Annotated in this window: 19 protein-coding genes and 1 pseudogene; 3 read left to right on the top strand and 17 right to left on the bottom strand. The window is 73.5% G+C overall.

Translation table 11 applies throughout. The features are described 5' to 3' along the window. Positions 1 to 29: 29 nt before the first annotated feature. The 8 genes from AC24HA_RS07565 to AC24HA_RS07530 all read right to left on the bottom strand — a co-directional run bounded on the left by AC24HA_RS07565 (position 30) and on the right by AC24HA_RS07530 (position 6,683). Entirely contained in the window at positions 30 to 737 is a 708-nt protein-coding gene (locus AC24HA_RS07565; protein ID WP_425708520.1) for a hypothetical protein, read from the bottom strand. 158 nt (positions 738 to 895) lie between these two features. Next, entirely contained in the window at positions 896 to 1,639 is a 744-nt protein-coding gene (locus AC24HA_RS07560) for a hypothetical protein (protein ID WP_425708521.1), read from the bottom strand. 145 nt (positions 1,640 to 1,784) lie between these two features. Further along, positions 1,785 to 2,519: a hypothetical protein gene (locus AC24HA_RS07555; protein WP_425708522.1), complete on the bottom strand. Its 735-nt coding sequence runs from the start codon at positions 2,517 to 2,519 to the stop codon at positions 1,785 to 1,787. Positions 2,520 to 2,608: 89 nt separating this feature from the next. Next, positions 2,609 to 3,226, bottom strand: a complete 618-nt coding sequence (locus AC24HA_RS07550; protein WP_425708523.1) for a hypothetical protein — start codon at positions 3,224 to 3,226, stop codon at positions 2,609 to 2,611. 220 nt (positions 3,227 to 3,446) lie between these two features. Next, the gene (locus AC24HA_RS07545) at positions 3,447 to 4,184 is read right to left on the bottom strand and encodes a hypothetical protein (RefSeq protein WP_425708524.1); all 738 of its coding nucleotides are present in this window, start codon (positions 4,182 to 4,184) and stop codon (positions 3,447 to 3,449) included. Positions 4,185 to 4,342: 158 nt separating this feature from the next. Next, entirely contained in the window at positions 4,343 to 5,116 is a 774-nt protein-coding gene (locus tag AC24HA_RS07540) for a hypothetical protein (RefSeq protein WP_425708525.1), read from the bottom strand. 117 nt (positions 5,117 to 5,233) lie between these two features. Continuing rightward, positions 5,234 to 5,986: a hypothetical protein gene (locus AC24HA_RS07535; RefSeq protein WP_425708526.1), complete on the bottom strand. Its 753-nt coding sequence runs from the start codon at positions 5,984 to 5,986 to the stop codon at positions 5,234 to 5,236. 70 nt (positions 5,987 to 6,056) lie between these two features. Beyond that, a complete protein-coding gene (locus AC24HA_RS07530) occupies positions 6,057 to 6,683 on the bottom strand; it encodes a mycothiol-dependent nitroreductase Rv2466c family protein (RefSeq protein ID WP_425708527.1) in 627 nt (208 codons plus the stop codon). A gap of 160 nt (positions 6,684 to 6,843) precedes the next feature. Between AC24HA_RS07530 and pepN the strand changes: the two genes are divergently transcribed. After that, entirely contained in the window at positions 6,844 to 9,444 is a 2,601-nt protein-coding gene (gene pepN / locus AC24HA_RS07525; RefSeq protein ID WP_425708528.1) for an aminopeptidase N, read from the top strand. A 217-nt stretch (positions 9,445 to 9,661) separates the two neighbouring features. Here pepN and malQ read toward each other — a convergent pair whose 3' ends face one another. After that, positions 9,662 to 11,806 carry a 4-alpha-glucanotransferase gene (malQ, locus tag AC24HA_RS07520; RefSeq protein ID WP_425708529.1) on the bottom strand — a complete coding sequence of 715 codons (2,145 nt, stop codon included), beginning with the start codon at positions 11,804 to 11,806 and terminating at the stop codon, positions 9,662 to 9,664. Between the two features lie 135 nt (positions 11,807 to 11,941). Here malQ and AC24HA_RS07515 point away from each other — a divergent pair, with 135 nt between their 5' ends. Together AC24HA_RS07515 and AC24HA_RS07510 are read left to right on the top strand one after the other, a co-directional pair. Next, a complete protein-coding gene (locus AC24HA_RS07515; protein WP_425708530.1) occupies positions 11,942 to 12,358 on the top strand; it encodes a globin in 417 nt (138 codons plus the stop codon). Between the two features lie 98 nt (positions 12,359 to 12,456). Continuing rightward, the gene (locus AC24HA_RS07510; protein WP_463648213.1) at positions 12,457 to 13,368 is read left to right on the top strand and encodes an acyl-CoA thioesterase; all 912 of its coding nucleotides are present in this window, start codon (positions 12,457 to 12,459) and stop codon (positions 13,366 to 13,368) included. 19 nt (positions 13,369 to 13,387) lie between these two features. On the opposite strand, the gene AC24HA_RS07505 is transcribed toward AC24HA_RS07510, so the two are convergent. From AC24HA_RS07505 to AC24HA_RS07470, 8 genes and pseudogenes are all read right to left on the bottom strand, one after another. Continuing rightward, positions 13,388 to 13,960, bottom strand: coding sequence for an acyl-CoA thioesterase (locus tag AC24HA_RS07505; protein WP_425708532.1), 573 nt, complete (start codon positions 13,958 to 13,960; stop codon positions 13,388 to 13,390). 118 nt (positions 13,961 to 14,078) lie between these two features. After that, the gene (locus AC24HA_RS07500) at positions 14,079 to 14,606 is read right to left on the bottom strand and encodes a DUF4282 domain-containing protein (RefSeq protein WP_425708533.1); all 528 of its coding nucleotides are present in this window, start codon (positions 14,604 to 14,606) and stop codon (positions 14,079 to 14,081) included. A 180-nt stretch (positions 14,607 to 14,786) separates the two neighbouring features. After that, a complete protein-coding gene (ettA, locus tag AC24HA_RS07495) occupies positions 14,787 to 16,469 on the bottom strand; it encodes an energy-dependent translational throttle protein EttA (RefSeq protein WP_425708534.1) in 1,683 nt (560 codons plus the stop codon). Positions 16,470 to 16,737: 268 nt separating this feature from the next. Continuing rightward, entirely contained in the window at positions 16,738 to 17,310 is a 573-nt protein-coding gene (locus AC24HA_RS07490; protein ID WP_425708535.1) for a single-stranded DNA-binding protein, read from the bottom strand. A 250-nt stretch (positions 17,311 to 17,560) separates the two neighbouring features. After that, positions 17,561 to 19,108, bottom strand: a complete 1,548-nt coding sequence (locus tag AC24HA_RS07485; protein ID WP_425708536.1) for a GTPase — start codon at positions 19,106 to 19,108, stop codon at positions 17,561 to 17,563. Continuing rightward, positions 19,105 to 20,745 (bottom strand): GTPase domain-containing protein, encoded by a 1,641-nt coding sequence (locus tag AC24HA_RS07480; protein ID WP_425708537.1) that lies wholly within the window; start codon positions 20,743 to 20,745, stop codon positions 19,105 to 19,107. Before AC24HA_RS07480 ends, AC24HA_RS07485 begins: the two co-directional genes overlap by 4 nt. A gap of 80 nt (positions 20,746 to 20,825) precedes the next feature. Continuing rightward, positions 20,826 to 21,443, bottom strand: coding sequence for a glycosyltransferase (locus tag AC24HA_RS07475; RefSeq protein ID WP_425708538.1), 618 nt, complete (start codon positions 21,441 to 21,443; stop codon positions 20,826 to 20,828). 143 nt (positions 21,444 to 21,586) lie between these two features. Beyond that, a pseudogene (locus AC24HA_RS07470) lies at positions 21,587 to 22,111 on the bottom strand (glycosyltransferase); the annotation flags it as partial. Positions 22,112 to 22,219: the final 108 nt, after the last annotated feature.

Here is a 22,219-nt window from a genome sequence, read left to right as displayed (position 1 = left end):
TGACACGCGCCGACCGGTGAGCCGCGTCGTCAACCGAGCTCGACGGAGTCGAGGACGGACGCGATGTCGTCCTCGACCTCGTCGGCCCGGTCGGCGGTGACGACGAACGAGAAGAGCGCGACGAGGCCGTCCGGCCCGGGGACCGGGTAGGCGATCGTGTCCCACTCGCCCGACGTGCTGCGGGCCTCCCACCGGGTGGCCGGAGCACCGGAGACGGTGCGCGCCTCGCCCTCGACGACGCTGGCCGGGTCGGCCCCGCGCCCCACGAGCACGGCCGCCCAGTCGGTCGTCCCGGCCGGGTCCTCCTGGAGCACGACCGTCGCGGCGGCGATGGTCCCGCTCTCCGTCACCGTGGCCATGGCCAGCGAGCCGGGCGGAAGGGACTCCGCGGCCGCCGGCTGCTCCGCCCAGGCCTGCGGCCAGGTGATGTCAAGGGTGACCGCGTCCTCGGGCACGTCGGCGGGGTCGGGTTCGGGGCCAGGGGCGGGGTCGGGGTCGGCCGGGGCGGACGGGGCTGACGGCTGCTCTGCGGCAGCGGTCGCGCCGGAGCCGTCGGACCCGTCCGACGCTGCGCCGGCGGAGGCCGACTCGGCGGCGAGCTGCAGCGGCTCCGAGACGGGACGAGCCAGCTCTCCGGTGCCGCAGGCAGTGAGGACGAGCAGCACCGCACCGGCACAGGCGGTCAGTGCGGCGGGGCGGACGGTCGGGCGGGACTCGGGGCGTGTGACTGTGCGCATGCCGACAGCGTTGCCCCGCCGCATGCGCGATACGGAGCCTCGTCCACAGCTCCGTCTCCGACCGTCCGTCGTCCACAGGCGTGGCGACGGCGCCGCCCGCGGTGGGCGACGCCGTCGAGTATCCGCGCGGCGGCCCCCAAGGGCCGCGCATCTGCGGGTCAGCTGATGGTGATGGAGTCGAGGATCGACTCGAAGTCGGCCTCGTGGGTGTCGAACTGCTCCACCGGTGCCTGGAGGGAGACCTCGACGAACGAGCCGTCGTCGAGCGGGAAGCCGTAGGCGCGCTGACGCATCTCCCCCTCGCCCGGGTCCTGCTCGAACTCCAGGCCCTCGGCGTCGTGCCCGGCGATGTCCCGCGGCTCGATCTCGGTGAGCTCCGAGGTGTCCTGGCCGCTCTGCTCGAGCAGCTCGATGTACGAGCCGTCACCGATGGTGCCGGGCGCGTAGCGGGTGACCGATGCCCCGGTCGGGAACGGCTCCGCCGGGTCGAGCGCGTACGAGTGCATCTCCGCGACTCCCTGCGGCAGCGGACCGGCCGCGTCCGCCTGCAGGTCCTCCCAGCCCTCGGGCCAGGTGATCTCGATGCGCTCCTCGCCCGCGGCACCGCTCTCCGACTCGCCGCCGGGGCCGGGGCCGGGACCGGCCGAGCCGGCCTCGCTCTCCGACTCGCCACCGCCGGGGGCGCCCGCGGCATCGTCCGAGCCGGACTCCGACGGGCTCTCGCCGACGCCGGGTTCGTCCGACCCGGTCTCGTCGCCACCGCTGGGAGCCTCTGCCGGAGCGTCCATGGTGGCCGGGGACTCCTCGTCGTCGCCCCCGCCGCAGGCGGCGAGCGTGAGGCCCGCGCCGAGCGCGACAGCCGCGACGAGCGAACGACGGACAGGTGCGTGCGTGATGTTCATGCCTTCCACTGTCGCTGACATGCCGCGCGGACGGGGATCGGGGCGCGCGTGGAGGCACCCGCCACGCACGACGACGGCGCCGCCCGAGGTGGGCGACGCCGTCGTGGAGCCGTGGAACGGTCCGTCAGGACCGTCCGCGGAGGGGTCAGTTGATGGTGATGGAGTCCAGGATCGACTCGAAGTCGGCCTCGTGGGTCTCGAACTCCTCGGCGGAGGAGGACAGGACGACCTCGACGAACGAGCCGTCGTCGAGCTGCACGCCGTAGGCGCGCTGCAGGATCGGGCCGGTGCCCGGGTCCTGCTCGAACTCCAGGCCCTCGGCCTCGTTACCGTCGATGTCGCGCGGCTCGATCTCGGTGAAGGACGACGTGTCCTGGCCGCTCTGCTCGAGCAGCTCGATGTAGGAGCCCTCGCCCATGATGCCCTCGGCGTACCGGATGACCGTCACGTTGGTCGCGAAGGTCTCGGAGTCGGTGAGCCCGTAGGCGTGCATCTCCTCGACGCCGTCGGGCGTCGGCATCTCGGTGACCTCGGTCAGGTCCTCCCAGCCCTCGGGCCAGGTGATCTCGATGCGCTCCTCGCCCGCGGCGTCGCTGCCCGACTCGCCGCCGGCAGCGCCGTCCGAGCCGGCCTCGCTCTCGGACTCGCCGGGCAGGCCCGCGGCGTCGTCCGACTCGGTCTCGCCGCCGAGGCCCGAGTCGTCGGACTCGGTCTCCTCGTCCTCGGAGGGCGCCTCGGGCTCCTCCTCGGCGGGCGGAGCCTCCTCGGTGGTCGTCGACTCCTCGTCGTCGCCCCCGCCGCAGGCGGCGAGCGTGAGGCCCGCGCCGAGCGCGACAGCCGCGACGAGCGAACGACGGACAGGTGTGTGCGTGATGTTCATGCGAACCACTTTCCAGTAGGGGTCTGGTCTGAGCGGGGAGGTTCGACGGGGACATGTCCCCGTGAGGCGTTCCCCACGTGCTTGCTCGCTCAGTCGATGACGACGGAGTCGAGAATCTCCTCGAAGACGGGGATGAGGCCGGCGAACGTGGTCTGCTCGGCCACGAGCGTGATCTCGACGAGGCCGCCGTCGTCGAGCTCGACGGGGTAGAGGTGCTGGACGACCGGCCCGGTGTCGGCCTCGGTGACGCGCTCGTACGGGGTGACCGTCGTCCCGTCGACGTCCCGTGCGGGCAGCTCGAGGAGCTCGGCGAGATCGGTCCCCTGCTCCTCGAGGATCTCGGTGTAGGACCGCCCGTCGACCGTGCTCTCACCGAACGACATGACGACGACGGACGTCGCGTACTCCGTGGTCGGGTCCCCGTACGCCTGGACCTCGGCGCCCTCGGGGGTCGTCGAGATGTAAGGGGCGAGGTCCTCCCACTCGTCGGGCCACGTGATGTCGACCGCGGGGCCGTCGAACGGCTCCTCGGTCTCCGTCTCGCTCTCCGACGCGGACTCGGCATCGGTCGCGGTCTCGTCGGACGGTGTCTCCTGCCCGGACGTCTCCGACTCGTCGTCGCCCCCGCCGCAGGCGGCGAGCGTGAGCGAACCGACGGTCACGGCCAGTGCCGCGGCCGCCCGGGAGCTCGTCGGTCGGATTCTCATCGCCACCACAGTTGCACCACCGGCGCCCGCCCGCACCTCTGCCTCGCGTGAGAAAGCCCGCACGCAGGCGGGACGGGGCGCCGTAGATCGGCGCTCCCGCACCGTTCCACGGCTCTCTTCGCCGAGGGTGAACATCGAGTGCGGCACGCGGCGCCGCACCAGGTCAGACGTTCACAACGGGCCCGGTGTCACCACGCCGGACCCGCTGCCCGAGGAGATCTCAGCCGCCGATGACGATCGAGTCGAGGATCGCCTCGAACGTCCCCACGTGCTCGTCGAACTCCTCGACGTCGGCGGAGTAGACGACCTCGACCGCACTGCCGTCCTCGAGGACCACGCCGTGCATCTGCTGGCGGTAGGTCAGGCCACCGCCGCTCGCGTCGGTCGAGTACCCCGTCGCCGGGTGGCCGCCGATCTCCCGGTCCGGCACCGCGCGGAGCTCGTCGGGCGCGAGCCCCTGCGCCTCGACCATCTCGTCGTAGGAGCCGCCGGTCGCCGTGCCCGGCGGGTAGGCGACGACCACGACGTTGGTCGAGAAGCCGGCCGGGTTCGGGATGCCGTAGGCCTGCAGGTCGTAGGTCGGCGGGACGCTCCCGCCGAGGTCCGAGGAGAGGTCGGTCCAGTCCTCGGGCCAGGCCACCTCGACCTGGGGCACGCCGCCCGGGGCCCCGGCGGGGTCGTCGGTGGGTTCGTCCGTGGGGTCGTCGGCGGGTTCGTCCGTGGGGGCGTCGGACGCGTCCTGGGAGGGTCCCTCCTCGGCCGGCTCGGAGGACTCCGACGAGTCGTCGGGCTCCTCCTCGGCCGGCTCGGACGTCTCGGCCGGTGCGGGGGTGTCGTCGGGCGACGGCGCGATCTGCGAGCTGTCGTCGTCGCCCCCGCCGCATGCGGCAAGGACCAGGGCGGAGGCGAGGGTCAATGACGCGGTCGCGGCCAGGCGCGAGGGCGAAGGTGTCTGCATGCCACAAGTATCGCAGTCGTCGCCCCTCGCGGAGACGACCCCGCCGGTGATTCCCGCCCTGGTGGCAGGGGCGCAGGGCGGTGCCCGGGACGGCCTGAGGCCCGGGACCGAGCTGCTCGGTCCCGGGCCTCAGGTCCGGTCGTCGGTCGGGTCGGAGGTCAGCCGATGACGGCGGAGTCGAGCACCGTCTCGAACAGCTCCATACCCTCGGTGATCTGGTCGACCTCGGCCGAGAGCACGAACTCGACGATGCTGCCGTCCTCGAGCACCACGCCGTACAGGCGCTGACGGAAGGTCTCGCCGGCCTCGGACGCGTCCTGCTGGTAGCCCATCGCGGTGTGGCCGTCGATCTCGCGCTCGCCGACCTCGGCCAGCTGGCCGGAGTCGCCGCCGAGCTCCTCGACGAGCAGGTCGCCGTAGGTCGCGCCCTCGGGGGCGGTGCCCGCCGGGTACGTGGTGACGACGCCGTTCATCGAGAAGCCGTCCGGGTTCGGCTCGCCGTGCACCTGCACCTCGAGGCCCGGCTGCGCGGGCACCTGGTCGGACATGTCGACCCACTCCGAGGGCCAGGAGACCTCGACCTGGGGGAACTCGCCCGAGGCGGCCGCGCCGTCGTCAGCGTCGTCGTCGCCGGGCTGCTCGGCCGCGTCGTCGTCCGCGTCGTCGGAGGGCGCCTCGTCCGTGCCGTCGTCAGCGCCGTCGTCGCCGGGCTCCTCGGCCGCGTCGTCGTCCGCGTCGTCGGACGGCGCCTCGTCCGTGTCGTCGTCGGTGGGCTCGTCCTCGGACGGCTCCGCGGGCTCCGTCGTCGTGGTGTCGTCGTCGGGCGAGGGAGCGATGGTGTCGTCGCCGCCGCACGCCGCGAGCGTGAGCGCGGCGGCGAGGGCGAGGCTGGCAGTGGCTGCGTGACGGGGGGTAACAGTTCGCCTGTTCATGCCTTCACGCTAAACCGCCGACGGCCGTCCCCTGTATCGCCGTCATGGGGATGTCTGACCAGGTAGGGCTACCCGTCGGCCCGGCGCCGGCCAACCTCACTCGACGCCGGACCTGCCTCACTCGATGGTGATCGACCCGGCGACCTGCCGCATGCCCGGCAGGTCCCCCTCCTCGTCGGCGGCGTCCATCGCGAACTGCAGCTCCCACTGGTAGCCGCCCTCGAAGATCGGGTAGGTGTACTGGACGAACCCGCCCGTCGGGGTCGACATCTCGACCCGCAGCCCCTCGACGGTGGCGCCGTCGACGGTCAGCGGATCGGCGTCCGTCATCTCGGCGTCCGGTGGACGCTGCTGCTCGAGCGCCTCCCGGTAGGCCTCGTACGAACCTGCGCCGCCCTCGATGGCGGTGAGCGTCACCTGGGTGCCGTTGGCGGCGGTCGCCAGCGGGGCGGCGCCCATGACGATCGTCGGGTGCCCCTCGTAGGCGAACGACAGGTCGTTCCACTCCTCGGGGAGCGTGTAGCTCACCGTCCCGGCGTCGTGCTCGACGGTCAGCTGCTCGCCGTCGAGCGGCGGAGCCTCCTCCTCGGCACCGTCGGAGGTGGGCTCCTCCTCGGACTCGTCCGTCTCCTCCTCCGGGTCGGCAGGCCCGTCGTCGGCCGCGCTCGGCGCCTCCGGGTCGTCGGTCCCGTCCGTGGTGGACTCCTCGCTCTCCTCGCCGGCGGTGGGCTGCTCGGAGGCGGACCCGGACGGTGACTCCTCGGCCTCGGTGGTCTCCTCGTCGTCGAGGCTCTCGACCGGGCTGCAGGCGGCGAGCGCCGCCGCCAGGGCGAGCGTCGCGCCGACGCCGATGCTGCGACCGTGTCGCATGGGGACTCCTTCGGAGGTGGGGACGAGGAAGGACGCGTCGACGGCCCCGGGGGTGGGGCCGCCGGCGGGGTCAGGAGAAGATCGGGCCCGAGGTGCGGCTGCGCTTGAGCTCGTACATGCCGGGGACGGAGACCACCAGGGCGAAGCCGTCCCACAGCCGTAGGGCGTCGTCGCCGGTCGGGGCGGGCGTGACGACGGGGCCGAAGAACGCGGAGTCGCCGTACCTGATGACGGGCACGCCCACGTCGTCACCCACGAGGTCCTGCGCGGCCTGGGTCGTGGCGCGGAAGGCGGCGTCCAGCGAGGTGTCGTCGGCGGCGTCGAGGAGGTCGGCCGGCAGGTCGAGCTCGGCGAGCGCCTCAGCGACGACCCCCGAGCCCTCGTCCGTGCGGCCGGCCGGGTGGAACCGCGTGCCGACGGCGGTGTAGAGCGCCGCGAACTGCTCGTCGGTCAGGCGCTCCTTGGCGGCCTGGAAGATGCGCACGACCCCCCACTGCCTCTCGAGCCCCGCCCGGTACTCCTCGGGGACGTCCTTGCCCTCGTTGATGATGACGAGCGGCATGAGGTGCAGGTGGAGGTTGAGGCCGCGGACCTCGGCGACCTCGGTGAGCCAGCGGGAGGTCATCCACGCCCACGGGCAGTGCGGGTCGAAGAACAGGTCGACGTCGTTCGGCTGGAAGGAGGCGGAGTCCGACATGACCCCATCGTCACACGTGGTACCGCAGCGGGGCGGGAGCACCGCCGGTCGGCTCGAGCGTCGCAGCGGTCACGGCACCGTTACGCTGCCTGGTGGCGCGACGCGCCCGGCCGGGACCACGGCGGTCCCGGTGCGTCATCCTCGAGCCCCAGGAGCCCCCGTGCCCGCAGAGAACCTCACCCGGGCGGAGGCCGCCGAGCGCGCCTCCCTCGTCGCCACGCAGACCTACCGGGTCGAGCTCGACCTCACCCGGGGGCCAGAGGTGTTCGGCTCGACGACGACACTCACCTTCACGGCGACGCCCGGATCCTCGACGTTCGTCGACCTCATCGCTCCCGCGGTCCACCGGATCACCCTCAACGGCGCCGACGTCGACACCTCCGCCTTCGCCGACTCGCGCATCGCCCTGTCCGGCCTCGCGCAGACCAACGAGCTCGTCGTGGAGGCCGAGGGCGCGTACATGACCACCGGCGAGGGGCTGCACCGCTTCGTCGACCCGGTCGACGAGAAGGTGTACCTCTACTCGCAGTTCGAGGTCGCCGACGCCCGGCGCGTCTTCGCCTGCTTCGAGCAGCCCGACCTCAAGGCCGAGTTCTCCTTCGTCGTCACGGCTCCGGCCCAGTGGACGGTCTTCTCCAACGAGGCGGCCGCCGAGGTCACGGACGCGGCCGCGCAGGCCGGCGAGGTCGACGGGGCCGGTGCGCGGACCTGGACCTTCGCCCCCACCGCCCGCATCTCGACCTACCTCACGGCGATCGTCGCCGGCCCCTACGCGGGGACCACCGGCGAGCTCACCTCCAGCGACGGCCGCACCATCCCCCTGGGCGTCTACGCCCGCGCCTCGATCGCCGAGCACCTCGACGCCGAGACGATCATGGACGTCACCCGCCAGGGCTTCGCCTTCTACGAGGAGGCCTTCGACCGGCCCTACCCGTTCACGAAGTACGACCAGGTCTTCGTCCCGGAGTTCAACGCGGGCGCCATGGAGAACGTCGGGCTGGTCACCTACCTGGAGAACTACGTCTTCCGCGGCCCGGTCTCCGGTGCCGTGCGGGAGCGCCGCGTCATCACGATCCTCCACGAGCTCGCCCACATGTGGTTCGGCGACCTGGTGACCATGCGCTGGTGGAACGACCTCTGGCTCAACGAGTCGTTCGCCGAGTACGCCTCCCACCTGTCCGCCGCCGAGGGGCTGGGGATCGACGACGCGTGGGTGACGTTCACGTCGCTGGAGAAGGCGTGGGCGCTGGACCAGGACCAGCTGCCGACCACGCACCCGATCGTCGCGTCGATCGAGGACCTCGAGGACGTCGAGGTCAACTTCGACGGCATCACCTACGCCAAGGGCTCCTCGGTGCTCACCCAGCTCGTGACGTTCGTCGGGAGGGACGCCTTCCTCACGGGCCTGCGCCGCTACTTCGCCACGCACGCGTTTGGCAACACCGAGCTCTCCGACCTGCTCGTCGAGCTCGAGGCGGCCTCCGGCCGCGACCTGCGCTCGTGGTCGACGGTGTGGCTGGAGTCCGCCGGCGTCACCACGCTCGTCCCGGAGGTCACGACGGAGACCGGCGACGACAGCGTCGAACGGATCGCCTCCGCCGCCGTCGTGCAGACCGTGCCCGAGGCTCATCCCGTGCAGCGCCCGCACCGGCTCGCCGTCGCCGGCTACGACCTCGACGGCGACCGGCTCGTGCGCAGCTGGTCCGACGAGGTCGACGTCGACGGCGAGCGCACCGAGCTGCCCACGCTCGTCGGCCGCCCGTGGCCGGCGGTGCTGCTCGTCAACGACGAGGACCTCACCTACGCCAAGGTCCGGCTCGACGACCGCTCGCTCGCCTCCGCGACCCGCCACGTCGACGCCTTCGCCGAGGCCATGCCCCGCACCCTCGTGCTCGCCTCCGCCTGGGACATGACCCGTGACGGCCAGTGGGCCGCGAGCCGCTACCTCGACCTCGCGCTGCGGGCCCTGGCCTCCGAGACCCAGCCCACCGCGATGCGGGTGCTGCTTGCCAACGTGCGCACCGCCGTCGAGCGGTACTCCGACCCCGCCACCCGGGACCGGGTGCGCGCGGCCGTCGCGGACGACCTCGTGGCGCTGGCCACGGGCGCCGATCCCGGTTCGGACGCCCAGCTCCAGCTCTCCCGCGCCGCCGCCCAGCTCGCCGTCACCGACGAGCAGGTCGCCACCGTGCGCGGGTGGATCGACGGCAGCGGCCCGCTGCCGGGCCAGGAGGTCGACCCGCAGCAGCGGTGGGAGGTCCTGCGCGGGCTCGCGCTGGCCGGCGCCCTCACCGAGGACGACGTGACGGCGGCCCTCGACGCCGACCCGTCCGCGACCGGCCGGGAGCACGCCGTCTGGGTGCGGTCCGCACGCCCCACGGCCGAGGCCAAGCAGTGGGTGTGGGACAACGTCGTGGCGGCGGCCAACCTGCCGAACACGCAGCAGCGGTACGCCGCGCTCGGGTTCGCCGACGTCCGCGACCCGGCGGTGCTCGCGCCGTTCGTGCGGCCCTACCTCGACTCCCTCACGCGCGTGTGGGCGGAGCAGACCAACGAGATGGCGCAGAACGTGGTCACCTACGCGTTCCCGGCCGCCCTGGCGGGCCGGTCCGCAGAGGCGGGCGTCGACGTCGTGACCGAGACCCGGGCCTGGCTGGACGCGCACGCGGAGGCCCCCGCCGCGCTGCGCCGGCTCGTGGCCGAGCGGCTCGACACGGCCGAGCGTGCCGTGCGCGCCCAGGCGGTCGACGCGGGACGCTGAGTGAGCGGGCCGAGCAGGTCTCGCAGCTCCGCGAGCTTGTCGCCACCAGCACACTGCTGCCCGCCTGACCCGGGGGTGGCCGGGTGGCCGGTCGCCATTCTCAACTCGGTGAGATCGGGGGAAGAGCTCGAGATTAGGGGTTGTTTCCCCCGCACTCGTGAATCTTCCCCCGATCTCACGGGTGGCGGGCGGGCCTGCGGGGCCTGCCGGGGACAGATCAGTCGGTGGCGCGCCCCATCGCCTCGTTGACGGTCCGCACGAGCGAACGGACCCGCGGGTGGGCGTGCAGGTCGTCGAGGAGGACCACCTGCTCGGTACCGTCGGCGAGCGGCACCTTCCAGTTCGGGTACTCGGTGTGCGTGCCCGGCTGGTTCTGCGCGCGCCGCTCCCCGACCGCGTCCACGAGCGAGACACCGACCAGGTAGCTCGGGGTGGCCGCGACGTAGGCGTGCAGCGCCTCGAGGATCTCGCGCTCTGAGGGGTCCGCCCCCACGAGCCCGAGCTCGCGCAGCCGCTCGACGGCGCGGCGCCGCTCGAGGGCCGACTCGGCGCGCACCTTCTCCACGGGCTCGACCAGCAGGCCGAGGCGCTCGCGCAGGTCCACGTGCTCGTCGGCCAGGTAGCCGGCCACCGGCGGGAGGTCGTGCGTGTCGACCGTCGCGAGCGCGAGCCGTCGGTACTCCTCGGGCCGCCTGGGCCGTCCGTCGTCGTCCTTCTCGAACCAGAACACCTGCGTGCCGAGCACGCCGCGCTCCTCGAGGTAGTCGCGCACCCAGGGCTCGACGGTCCCCAGGTCCTCCCCGATGACGACCGCGCCCGCGCGGTGCGCCTCGAGCAGCATGACGCCGACCATCGCCTCGTGGTCGTAGCTGACGTACGTGCCCTGGTCGGCGCCGCCGTCGGCCGGGATCCACCACAGGCGGAACAGGCCGGCGACGTGGTCGACCCGGATCGCACCCGCGTGCCGCAGCACGGTGCGCAGCATCTGGCGCAGGGGGGCGTAGGCCGTGCGCGCCAGGGCGTCCGGTCGCCACGGCGGCTGCGACCAGTTCTGCCCCTGCTGGTTGTACATGTCCGGCGGCGCCCCGACCTCGATGCCGGCGGCGAACACCTCCTGGCCGGACCAGCGCTCGGCGCCCTGGGAGTCGACGCCGACCGCGAGATCGTGCATGATCCCGAGCGCCATCCCTGAGTCCTTCGCGGCGCGCTGGGCCGCGGCGAGCTGGTCGTCGAGCACCCACTGCAGCCAGGCGAAGAACTCCACGCGGTCGGCGAGCTCGGACCTCTTGAGCGCGACCTGGGGGCTCGCGGGATCGGTGAGCTCGACGGGCCACGGCCGGCCGGCCTGGTCCTCGATCAGCGCGCACCACAGGGCGAAGTCCTGCAGCCCCTCCCCCTCGGTGGCCCGGAACCTCTCGAACGCCTGCTGCCTGGCCGCGGTCCGGCCGGCCGCGAAGATCACCTCGAGGGCCTGGAGCTTGGCGGCCCAGACGGCGTCGCGGTCCAGCGGCTCGTTGGTCTCGTTCAGCGGCCGCACCTCGTCCGCCGCCCACTGCACGAGCGAGCGCTGGGGGCCCGAGAGGTAGGCCGCCTCGTGGATCTCCTCGGGCCGCAGGTAGATCGGGTTGACGAACCGGCGGGTGACCGGCAGGTACGGCGACGTCGTCATCCCCGCCACCGGCTGCGCCGCGTGCAGGGGGTTGATGAGGACGAAGTCCGCACCGGAGCTGCCGGCGATCGCGGCCAGCTCGGCGAGGTCGGCGGCGTCGCCGAGTCCCCACGAGCGGCGCGAGCGCACGGAGTACAGCTGCGCGGCGAGGCCCCACCCGCGGCCCCCCTCGAGCTCGGGAAGCTCGAGGCGGTCCGGCGTGACGGCGATCGGCGCGCGTCGGCGGCGGGCGCCCGCCGGCTCGGCGACGACGGTGTGCCAGCCGAGCGGGAGGTCGGCCGGGACCACGAACTCGATCCGGGTGTGCGTGCGCCCGTCGACCTCGCGCATCTCGGGCGGCTCGGACGCGGCCGCGAGCTGCCAGCTGCCACCGTCCTCGAGGTGGATCTCGACGCGGACCTCCGAGCCGAGCGGCACGTAGACGGGCAGGCGGGACTCGCGCCCGCGCCGGACGACCACCGAGTCCGGCAGGGTCTCGCGCCAGGGGGCCAGGTCGTGCTCGGCCAGCGAGGCGCTCACGTCGTCGTCGGAGTCGGCGGGCACTCCCAGCGCCCGGAGCGCCGCCCGGATCGTGGCGGCGCTGATCGTCCGGTGCTTCCCGTGGAAGTCCCAGAACTCGGTGGCGACCCCCTTGAGGTCCGCCAGACGCGCGAGGGCCTTCGAGGGTGTCTCGGCGTCGCCGGCGTCCGACATTGAGCTCCTTATCCGTGGCCCGCGCTGGCCGGCCTGCTGATCGTTCGGGACCCCCCGATCCTGCCAGAGCACGGCCGCGGACGACGCGAGGTGGCGCCGTGGTGCCGCACCGGTCGTGCGGGTGACAATGGTGCGATGACGACGAGCGACCGGCCGAGCCAGACGACCCAGCGCGCGGAGCTGTACGCCCGCCTCGGCGGCCACGACACGTTCGAGCGCCTGACCAGGAGGTTCTACGAGGGCGTCGCGACCGACGAGGTCCTCGCCCCGATGTACGAGGGCGACCTCGACGGCGGCGAGGAACGGCTGCGCATGTTCCTCGAGCAGTACTGGGGCGGACCGACGACCTACCAGGAGCAGCGCGGGCACCCGAGGTTGCGGATGCGGCACCAGCCGTTCCGGGTGACGCCGGACGCCCGGGACCGCTGGCTCACGCACATGCGCGCAGCCCTCGACGACGTCGCTCTCGACCCGGAGGCCGACCGCGCCATGTGGGACTACTTCGTGCGCGCGGCCGACGCCATGATCAACACGCTCGAGCCGCGGCCGTGAGCGGCGACGCCCCGTCCCGGGTCGGCGTGCCGTCCGTGCCCCCGCCGCCGGGAGCCCGGCACGGCGTGCTCGACGTCCCGGACAGCGACTCGGCGCAGATGCGGCAGATCCTGGACTCGCTGCGGCTCGAGCGCACCGGCCCGGACTCGTTCGCGGGCGGCTCCCTGCCCCAGCTGTCCGGACGGATCTACGGCGGTCAGGTCCTCGCGCAGGCCCTGCTCGCCGCGGACGACACGCTCACCGACGACGGCCCGCGGTACCTCCACTCCGCGCACGGGTACTTCCTGCGGCCGGGCCGTTCTCAGGACGGGGTGACCCTCGCCGTCGAGCAGCTCCACGACGGTCGGTCCTTCTCCACGCGGCGCACGCACGCGTTCCAGCACGGCAAGCCGATCCTGTCGATCATCTCCTCGTACCAGAAGTCCCAGCCGGGCCTCGACCACCACGACCCCGCGCCGCAGGCACCGGACCCGGAGACTCTGCCGAGCGCCATCGACCTGTTCGAGTCCGTCGACCATCCGGTGGCGCGCTTCATGTCCTCGACGGCGGCGTTCGACATCCGCCACGTGGGTGGCAACCTCTACCTCGGGCCCGACCCGGACCGGGCCGAGCGGCAGATGCTGTGGATGCGGGCCCGCACCCCGCTCCCGGAGAGCACCAGCCAGCTCCTGCACCGCGCCCTGCTCGCCTACGCGTGCGACCAGGTGATGCTCGAGCCTGTCCTGCGCCGACAGGGGCTGGCGTGGCGCTCGGAGGGACTGTCGATGGCGTCCCTGGACCACTCGATGTGGTGGCACCGCGAGGTCCGGGTCGACGAGTGGCTGCTGTTCGTCCAGCGCTCGCCGTCCGCGCAGGGTGGGCGTGGGCTCGGCACGGCCGAGGTCTACGACCGGTCCGGCGCGCTCGTCTCGTCGATCGGCCAGGAGGGCATGGTCCGGGTGCCCGACCCCGACCCGCCGCTGGCTGCCTCCGGTCCGGACGGGGAGTGGCGCCGGCCGTCCCTGCGGTGAGCCGACCCGATGAGGCGGTTCAGGCGCCGTCCTGGGCGGTCGCCGAGGCAGCGTCGGACGTGTCTCGGTCCCGGCGCCGGAAACGTATCGGAGGATCCATGAACTCGGACCAGACCGAACGCTCGTCCGCGGTGAGCCTGCGCGGACGGCCGGTCTCCTCGTCGACGAGGACCAGCGTGGTCGTCGCGCGAGCGGCCGGTCCGTCCGGTCCGGGGATCTCGTAGCAGACGTCGATCGACGCGCCACCCAGGTGCGAGATCCACAGCTCGACCTGCAGCGGCTCGAGGGAGTACGGGACGGGCGCCAGGTACTCGATCTCCTGGCGGGCGATGTAGGTGTTGGTGCCGGAGCCCGGGCCGGTCGCGAGGACCTTGGTGCCCGGCGCGTCGGCGGCCGCCTGGAGGGCGGACATGGTCGGGCCCGAGGTCGCCGGTGCCTCGGCGGGTGGGCCCGCCGGGTCCCCGGGGACGGACGCCCAGAACGCCTGGATGCGGCACTCCTCGAGGATGCCGAGCATCCGGGCGTTGTTGACGTGCCGGTAGGCGTCGATGTCCGACCAGCGCAGGCGCACGGGAATCGTCAGGCGAGGCATGACAGCCATTGTCCTCCGTGCGCCGGGTGCCCGGGGACGACGGCGGGCGGGGAACCGGCATGCAGCCGTGCTCCCCGCCCGCCGACGAGCCCCGGGCCGGCCGGCCCGGTCCACTGACCTATCGGCGGTCGCCACCGCGCGTCACGGCGACGACGATCTCGATGAAACCGCGCAGCAGCGCGATCTTGAGCACGACGACGAGCAGGCTGAGCACCCACGCCACCCAGATCCCCGCGGGCACGTCGCCGCGACCGGCGGTGAGCGTGAAGAGCTGGGCGAGCCACTCGATCGCGAGGACGGCGACGCCGATGTAGAAGACCGTCGAGGCGAACCGCGCCACGGCCGAGCGGGAGAAGTCGCCGGAGAACAGGGCGGCGAAGATGTTGCCGCCGGAGGACTGCGGGGCGAACTGCTGGCCCGGTGCGCCGTATCCGCCGGGAGCCGGGCCGGCCGCCGGCTGACCGTAGCCCGGCTGGCCGTAACCGCCGGGGGCCTGGCCCGACGCAGGCTGTCCGTAGCCCTGTTGCCCGTAGCCCGGCTGCCCATCGCCCTGGTCGTAGTCGGCCGGCCGGCCCTGCGGCTGGCCGGGGCCGGCCGGGCCGCCGGGCCCGGGTGCCGATGCTGCCGAGGGGTCGTACTCAGTCACGTGTGTCTCCTGCGTCGTCGGGAATCGGCCGGAGGGCCGCCCGAGACCATATCGGACGCGAGCGGGCGTGAACCACCGAGGCCCAGGCGTGCACCAACGAGGCCCCCGCGGTCTCGCGGAGGCCCCTGGACCGGCCGGACACCCCGGAGGGTGCCCGGCCGGGTAATCGCCGGTCGCGCGTCAGTCGCGCGTGAGCTTGCGGTAGGTGACCGAGTGGGGACGAGCCGCCTCGGGGCCCAGACGCTGGATCTTGTTGGCCTCGTAGGACTCGAAGTTGCCCTCGAACCAGTACCAGCTCGCCGGGTTCTCCTCCGTGCCCTCCCACGCGAGGATGTGGGTCGCCACGCGGTCGAGGAACCACCGGTCGTGCGTGACGACGACCGCGCAGCCCGGGAACTCCAGCAGGGCATTCTCCAGCGAGCCGAGGGTCTCGACGTCGAGGTCGTTCGTCGGCTCGTCGAGCAGGAGGAGGTTGCCGCCCTGCTTGAGGGTGAGCGCGAGGTTGAGGCGGTTGCGCTCACCGCCCGAGAGCACGCCGGCCCGCTTCTGCTGGTCCGGTCCCTTGAACCCGAACGCCGAGACGTAGGCGCGCGAGGGCATCTCGACGTTGCCGACCTGGATGTAGTCCATCCCGTCGGAGACGACCTCCCACAGGCTCTTGTCCGGGTCGATACCGCCACGCGACTGGTCGACGTAGCTGATCTTCACGGTCTCGCCGATCGTCAGGTCTCCGGAGTCCAACGGCTCCAGCCCGACGATCGTCTTGAACAGCGTGGTCTTGCCGACGCCGTTGGGGCCGATGACGCCGACGATGCCGTTGCGCGGCAGGCTGAAGGACAGCCCGTCGATGAGGACGCGGTCGCCGAACCCCTTGTGCAGGTCGTCCGCCTCGATGACGACGTTGCCCAGGCGCGGCCCGGGCGGGATCTGGATCTCCTCGAAGTCGAGCTTCCTCGTGCGCTCGGCCTCGGCCGCCATCTCCTCGTACCGGGCGAGACGGGCCTTGGACTTGGCCTGCCGGCCCTTGGCGTTGGAGCGCACCCACTCGAGCTCGTCGGCCAGGCGCTTGGCCATCTTCGCGTCCTTCTTGCCCTGGACCTCGAGGCGCTGCTGCTTCTTCTCCAGGTAGGTGGAGTAGTTGCCCTCGTAGGGGTACAGGCGGCCGCGGTCGACCTCGGCGATCCACTCAGCCACGTGATCGAGGAAGTACCGGTCGTGCGTGACGGCGATGACGGCGCCGGGGTACTTCGACAGGTGCTGCTCGAGCCAGAGCACGGACTCCGCGTCGAGGTGGTTCGTGGGCTCGTCCAGCAGGAGCAGGTCGGGCTGCTCGAGGAGGAGCTTGCACAGCGCGACTCGACGCCGCTCACCGCCAGAGAGGTTGGTCACGGGAGCGTCCGGCGGCGGGCAGCGCAGGGCGTCCATCGCCTGGGCGAGCTGGGCGTCGATGTCCCAGGCGTTCGCCGCGTCGATCTCCGTCTGGAGCTTGCCCATCTCCTCCATCAGGGCGTCGAAGTCGGCGTCGGGCTCGGCCATCTCGTTGCCGATCTCGTTGAACCGCTCGACCTTGGACAGGATCTCGCCGACGCCTTCCTGGACGTTGCCGAGGACCGTCTTCTCCTCGTTCAGCGGCGGCTCCTGCAGCAGGATGCCGACGGTGTGGCCGGGCGTGAGGACCGCGTCGCCGTTCGACGGCTGGTCGAGGCCGGCCATGATCTTGAGGATCGTGGACTTCCCCGCGCCGTTCGGACCGACCATGCCGATCTTGGCGCCCGGGTAGAACGACATCGTCACGTCGTCGAGGATGACCTTGTCCCCGTGGGCCTTGCGGGCCCGGACCATGGAGTAGATGTACTCGGCCACGTATCTCCCTCTCGATCGGGTGGTGGGTGTGCCCGGCCGGATCTGCCGGAGCGCTGTCCCCCAGCGTAGGCGAGCCGGGCGGGGCCGCGGCCCCGCACCGCACGTGCCCGGGGACACGAACCACCCGGGCGACGGGCACCGAGCGACGGGCACCGAGCGACGGGGGCCGGGCGCCGGCAGCATCACGGCACGACGCCCGGCATCGCCCGGGGCGGCGTCATGGCGACGTCCGGCCCAGCTCCCCCGCCGGGCCGGACGCCTCCCGATGTCAGGAGTAGGCGTGCTCGAGCTGCGGACCGACCTCCTCGACGTCGGCCACCCCCTCGTCGTCGACGCCATCCGCGACGTCGCCGGCGGTGGAGCTCTCGGCATCCGTCGTCGTGTGCTCGACGACGGACCAGCTGCCCGGGCCGCCGGACGTCACCTCACCGGCGGGCGCGTCGCCGGCCGCTCCGCCGGCCTGGTCGCGCGAGCCGTTGTCGACCTTCATGTAGGTGGTCACCCCGCGGGACATCTCGAGCGCCACGGAGTCGCCGTTGATGACGAGCGAGGTGCGCTCGGCACCGTCCTTGTCCACCCACATCTCGGTGAGCAGGTGGCCGCGGACGAGGACGGGGGTGCCCTTCTTGACGGAGGCACCGATGTGCGGCGCCATTCGTCCGAAGACCTTGACGTTGAACCACTGGGTCTCGGCGTCCACCCAGGAGCCCGTGGCCTGGTCGAACTTCCGTCGCGTCGAGCCGAGCCGGAACGTCACCCAGGGCGAACCGGACTCGGTGTGGCGGAGCGTGGCGTCGGCGGCGGCGTTACCGCGGACCGTCACGTTGATCTCGTTGGACATGGCGTGCTCCTTCGCTGCCGGCGCCGTGCCGACTCGCGCCCACCGTGGCGCGAGGCGCCCCGGCGCCGCACCGGAGCTGGTGCGGGTTGTGGATGGACTGCCGCCGAGCGGCCCTGTGGGGACGCCGGCGTGGCTACCGGTGGGGGGACGCCGGCGTGGCTACCTGTGGGACTCCGACCAGGGCGCCGCGGGGCCGCGAGCTCGGGTCGGAGCGTCGCGTCGAACCGGGTCAGATCACGGTCGGACCAGGTCAGCCCAGGGCCGCGCGCAACGCCTCGTGGTCCTCGAGCACCTGCTCCGCGGGCTCGCGCAGGCCCGAGCGCCCGACCGCGCGCAGCCGGGTCTCGAGCTCGCGGGAGTACTCGTCGGCCCGTTCCTGCGCGGCGGCCGCTCGCACGCGCGGAGCCGACAGCAGCAGGTACGCGCCGACGCCTGCGAGGACGACCGCCACGACGATCCACGCGATCGTGGGCAGGTCGAGCACGAGACCGAGGACGACGACGACGACCGCGAGGGCCAGCGCGACCGCCCCACCGATCTGCAGTCCGCGTGCCCGCGGCACGTCGGTGGCCGGCAGAGGCACCTCGGCGACGGCCGTGTCGACCGAGCGGGCCAGGTCCGGCGCTGCGGTCACGGAGTCGTCGACGGCGCTCGACCATCGCCCGGGCAGCCCGCCGGTGACCTCGGCGAGCCAGTCGGTGCGCACGTCCTCGACCGCGACCGGTCGCACCGGTTCGGGCCGGGCGGCGGCACCGCCCGACCGAACGGCGGTGCGCACGGAGTCGGCAGCGGCCTCGGTGCCCACGGCTCGGGACAGGTGCGCGCCGACGGCGTCGTCTGCGGGCAGCGCGACGGACCTGGCGGCCACCTGGTCGCCGAGCTGCGCGGCGAGCCGGTCGATACCTGCGTCGAGCGTGGCCGAGGACGTCGTGGGGCGCACGAGGGCGCGGGCGAGGAACTCGCGTACGTCGGCGACCCCCTCCCCCGTCAGCGCGGACGCGGTGAGGATCTCGACCCCGCCGAGCCCGTCGTCGGCGAGGACCTGGCTCACGTCCCGCACCACGACGTCGACGTCCTGCTCGCGCAGGTTGTCGATCTGGTTGACGACGACGAGCATGTGCTCCTCGCGGCCCCGCAGGTGCGTGAGGTAGTTGTCGTGCAGCACGTGGTCGGCGTACTTCTGCGGGTCGACCACCCACACGAGGACGTCGACGAGCGGCAGCATCCGCTCCACGATCTTCTGGTTGGACTCGGAGCGGGAGTCGTGGTCGGGCAGGTCGAGGAGGACCAGGCCGTGGAGGAGCTCCTCGTCGGACGCGTCCAGCAGCGACTCACGCGTGACGCGACGCCCGGGCTCGACGAGCAGGAAGTCGAGCAGCCCGCTCGCGTCCGGCCCCCACACGCAGGCCGTGGGCTCCTCGGTGGTCGGCCGGAGCGGACCGACCTCGGCGACCTCGAGGGTGGCGATCTGGTTGAACAGGGACGACTTGCCGGAGCCGGTGCCGCCGACGAGCGCGACGACCGCGTGGTCGACACCCAGCTCGAGGCGGTCGAGCAGCTCGGCGCACCGGGCCCGGGCCGCGGCGGCGGCCTCCGGGTCGACGCGGTCCCCGGCGCGGTCGAGCGCGTCGGTCAGGCGGGTGATGCGGGCGCGGAGCCGGTCGGCGACCGGGCGGTCGGAGGCGGCGGGCATCGCGGGGCGGCCGGTGCCGCTGCCGCCGACAGGCTCGGCGGCCCGGTCGGCGGCGGCCGGGCGTCCGGCCGCCCGGTCGGTGGCGGTCGGTGCGGGATCGGTCACGTGAACTCCTTCAGCTCGCCCGCACGCAGGCGGACGGCGGTGCCGGGATCGACGGCGAGGTCCCTCAGCACGTCGGCGTACGGGCGGGCGACGTCGCGGACGGCACCCTGGGCGAGGTCCGCGAGCCGCTCGCGGGCGGACTGCACGAGCCGTTCGCCGTCGGCGGGGAACAACCCCCGCAGGGCAGTGGCGGGCCCGGCGAGACCGGCGGCCGCGGCCCGCACGAGGCCCGCGACGCCGTCCGCGCCCAGCGCCTCGGCGGCCACCGTCCCGGGCAGGACCGCGGCCACCTCCTCGGCGACGGCGTCCTGCCACCCCTCGACGGCACGCTCGGCGAGCGCCTCCGGTCCGCGCGAGCGGTGCACGCGCTCGCCGGCGAGGATCTCGGCGGCGCCACCGTCCTCCCACCGCGACGTCATCGCGGCGTCCGCGACGCGCACGTGACGCAGGATCGTGTCGTGCACGGGACCGTCCACCTGCGCGCCGACGCTCACGGCGGCGCGCCGACGCTCCTCGCGCACGCGTGAACGGCCGGCGCGCAGCCGTGACGGCCTGGCCGCGAGACGTGCGAGGGGGCCACCGGTGGAGGCGAGCGCGAGCCAGCGGGTGGTGGGCGAGCCGTGCGCCAGGGCGGGGTCCGCGACGTCGGCACGCACGCCCTGCAGCGGGCCCGCGACGGCGTCGTCGACCAGTCCGGTCAGATCCTCGGCGCGGCGGACCTGGGCGTCTGCGGCGTCGGCGATCGCCAGGAGGTCCTCGCGCAGGGCCGCCCACGTGGTGCGGGTGGTCTGGCGGCGCAGCATCGACCCGGCGCGCGAGCGCGCGACCAGGGCGAGCCACTGGCGCAGCTCCGCGACCCGGGCGGGCGGGAGCGGTCCGTGGTTCGGTCCGACGTCGGGGACCACGAAGATCGGCGCGTCCGAGGCACCCAGCGCCTGGAGGCGCCGCGTGAGGTCCTGCTCCACGTCGCGCCGCACCCGGTCGCCGGCCCGGTTGAGCACGACGGCGACGGTCACGCCGCGCGCGTGCGCGGCGGCCAGGGCGGACCACGGCAGCTCGTCGCCGTACCGCACGGGCGTGGTGACGAACACCCACAGGTCGGCGGCCTCGACGAGCCGGGCCGACAGCTGTCGGTTCCTCGCCTCGACGGAGTCCAGGTCGGGGGCGTCGAGCACGGCGACACCGCGCGGCACCTCGTCCGTCGGCACGAGGTGCGCGAGCTCGAGGAGCGGGTTGTCCTCGAGGGCGGGGGCGTCGTCGGTGTGGGCGGCGAGGATCGCCGTGCGTGTGGTCGGGCGCAGGACGCCGGCCAGGGAGATCTCCTCACCGACCAGGGAGTTGAGCAGCGTCGACTTCCCGGCCCCCGAGGACCCGCCAAGGACGACGATCGCCGGCGCGGAGTCCTCGCGCAGGCGCGGCAGGAGGCGCACCTCGAGCTCGGTGAGCACGCGCCGGCGGCGCCCCCGCGCCTCCTCGGCGCCGGGGATGTCGAGCGGGAGCCGCAGCTCGCGCAGGTCGCTCAGCGTGTCGGCGATGACGGCCACCCGGGGTAGACGGTCAGGGGCGACGCCCTCCGGCGCGGACCGGTGCGCCGCGGCGTCGGCCGTCGCGGCACGTCGGTTCTCGGAGGTGGGCACATGGCACATTGTGTCTGCCCGCGCGCGGTCGGTGCATGTCCGCCCGCCCGGCGCGTCCCCCGACGGGGCCCAGGCCGCGGTCAGGGCCTGCCGCACCGACCTCGTACCAACGCCGGGGACCTCCGGCCGCCCACCCGTGCGAGGTCGCGTGGCCCGGTGGACGCCCCGCGCCGCTCCCTGGCCCCGGTGCTCTCGTAGATTGCCAGGAGCCTGCGGCCGAAGTCGGCTGCGGAGGCGTTCTCGACGGCCCACCCGGCAGCGCCGGTGCTGACCCGGTCGTGGACGGCCGGGTCGGCCAGGTGGTCCAGCGCGGCGCGGAAGTCCGCCGGGTGGTCGAGCTGCCAGCCGTTGACGCCGTCGGTGACGACGCCGTCGAGCGACGGGTCACGTCGACAGACGACGGGTAGGCCGCAGGCGAGCGCCTCGCTGTAGGTCAGACCCTGGCTCTCGCTGCGCGACACGCTGACGAACACGTCGGAGAGGCGGTAGTAGCGGACTGCCTCCCGCCGGGGCACGGAGCCGGCGAAGACGACCCGGCCGGCGGGCCCGGCTCGTCGCGCCAGCTCCTCGAGCCGGGGCCGGTCCGGGCCGTCGCCGACCACGAGCAACGTGGTCGACGCGGACCCGAGCCCCCCGACAAGGCCGAGGAGCACGTCGATGTCCTTCTCCCGCGCCAGGCGGCCCAGCGAGAGCAGCACACGATCCCCGGGGGTATGCCGAGTCGGTGCCGGATCGTGGCGGCGTCCTCACGGTCGGCACGCGTGCGCACGGGTCGGAAGTGCGTGAGGTCCAGCCCGGTCGGACAGACGTGGATCGGCACCCGCACCCCGTACCCGCGCAGGATCGACTCGACCTTGCCGGTCGGGGCCACGACGGCGTCCACGCCGGCGAGCACCCTGCGGGAGAACGACGCCGCCAGCTTCCGACCCAGCGGACGGGACGGCGAGAAGTAGTGGGTGTAGTCCTCGTAGATCGTGTGGTACGTGTGCACGAGCGGCACCGCGAGAGCCCTGGCCAGCCGGCGGGCCCAGACGAAGGTGGTGAACTCGCACTGCGAGTGGATGACGTCGGGCCCCCACTCCTCGATGGCGCGGCGAGTGGGCCCGCTGGCCAGCGTGCCGAGCCGCGCGCCGTCGTACAGGGCGCTCACCGCCACCGATCCGAGGCGGTAGACGTCGCCCTCGCGGTGGGATCGGAGCCGGTTCGAGAGAGCGAGCACCCGGACCTCGCACCCGAGCTCCTCCGGCTCGGCACGCAGCGTCTGGACCGAGGTGACGACGCCGTTGACTGCGGGCTCGAACCAGCAGGTCGCGATGAGGACGCGCCGAACGGGAGTGTGGCCGGGCGGACGTGCCCGGTCGGTCATGGTTCGAGCCTCTCACACGGATCGGCCCCTGGAGCCGAGGGTCGGCTCACCGGTGCCCGGGCGGCACGACCCGCGACGACGACCGCGCCGCCGGGCGTGACACGTGAC

The organism is Georgenia sp. Z1491, assembly GCF_057652395.1.
Note: the sequence above shows the minus strand (reverse complement) of the source record. Positions and strands in the feature narration are given on the sequence as shown.

Excerpts from the sequence above, each read along its gene's own strand:
- AC24HA_RS07565 (WP_425708520.1), bottom strand. The coding sequence starts at position 737 with ATGCGCACAGTCACACGCCCCGAGTCCCGCCCGACCGTCCGCCCCGCC.
- AC24HA_RS07560 (WP_425708521.1), bottom strand. The coding sequence starts at position 1,639 with ATGAACATCACGCACGCACCTGTCCGTCGTTCGCTCGTCGCGGCTGTC.
- AC24HA_RS07555 (WP_425708522.1), bottom strand. The coding sequence starts at position 2,519 with ATGAACATCACGCACACACCTGTCCGTCGTTCGCTCGTCGCGGCTGTC.
- AC24HA_RS07550 (WP_425708523.1), bottom strand. The coding sequence starts at position 3,226 with ATGAGAATCCGACCGACGAGCTCCCGGGCGGCCGCGGCACTGGCCGTG.
- AC24HA_RS07545 (WP_425708524.1), bottom strand. The coding sequence starts at position 4,184 with ATGCAGACACCTTCGCCCTCGCGCCTGGCCGCGACCGCGTCATTGACC.
- AC24HA_RS07540 (WP_425708525.1), bottom strand. The coding sequence starts at position 5,116 with ATGAACAGGCGAACTGTTACCCCCCGTCACGCAGCCACTGCCAGCCTC.
- AC24HA_RS07535 (WP_425708526.1), bottom strand. The coding sequence starts at position 5,986 with ATGCGACACGGTCGCAGCATCGGCGTCGGCGCGACGCTCGCCCTGGCG.
- AC24HA_RS07530 (WP_425708527.1), bottom strand. The coding sequence starts at position 6,683 with ATGTCGGACTCCGCCTCCTTCCAGCCGAACGACGTCGACCTGTTCTTC.
- malQ (WP_425708529.1), bottom strand. The coding sequence starts at position 11,806 with ATGTCGGACGCCGGCGACGCCGAGACACCCTCGAAGGCCCTCGCGCGT.
- AC24HA_RS07515 (WP_425708530.1), top strand. The coding sequence starts at position 11,942 with ATGACGACGAGCGACCGGCCGAGCCAGACGACCCAGCGCGCGGAGCTG.
- AC24HA_RS07510 (WP_463648213.1), top strand. The coding sequence starts at position 12,457 with ATGCGGCAGATCCTGGACTCGCTGCGGCTCGAGCGCACCGGCCCGGAC.
- AC24HA_RS07505 (WP_425708532.1), bottom strand. The coding sequence starts at position 13,960 with ATGCCTCGCCTGACGATTCCCGTGCGCCTGCGCTGGTCGGACATCGAC.
- AC24HA_RS07490 (WP_425708535.1), bottom strand. The coding sequence starts at position 17,310 with ATGTCCAACGAGATCAACGTGACGGTCCGCGGTAACGCCGCCGCCGAC.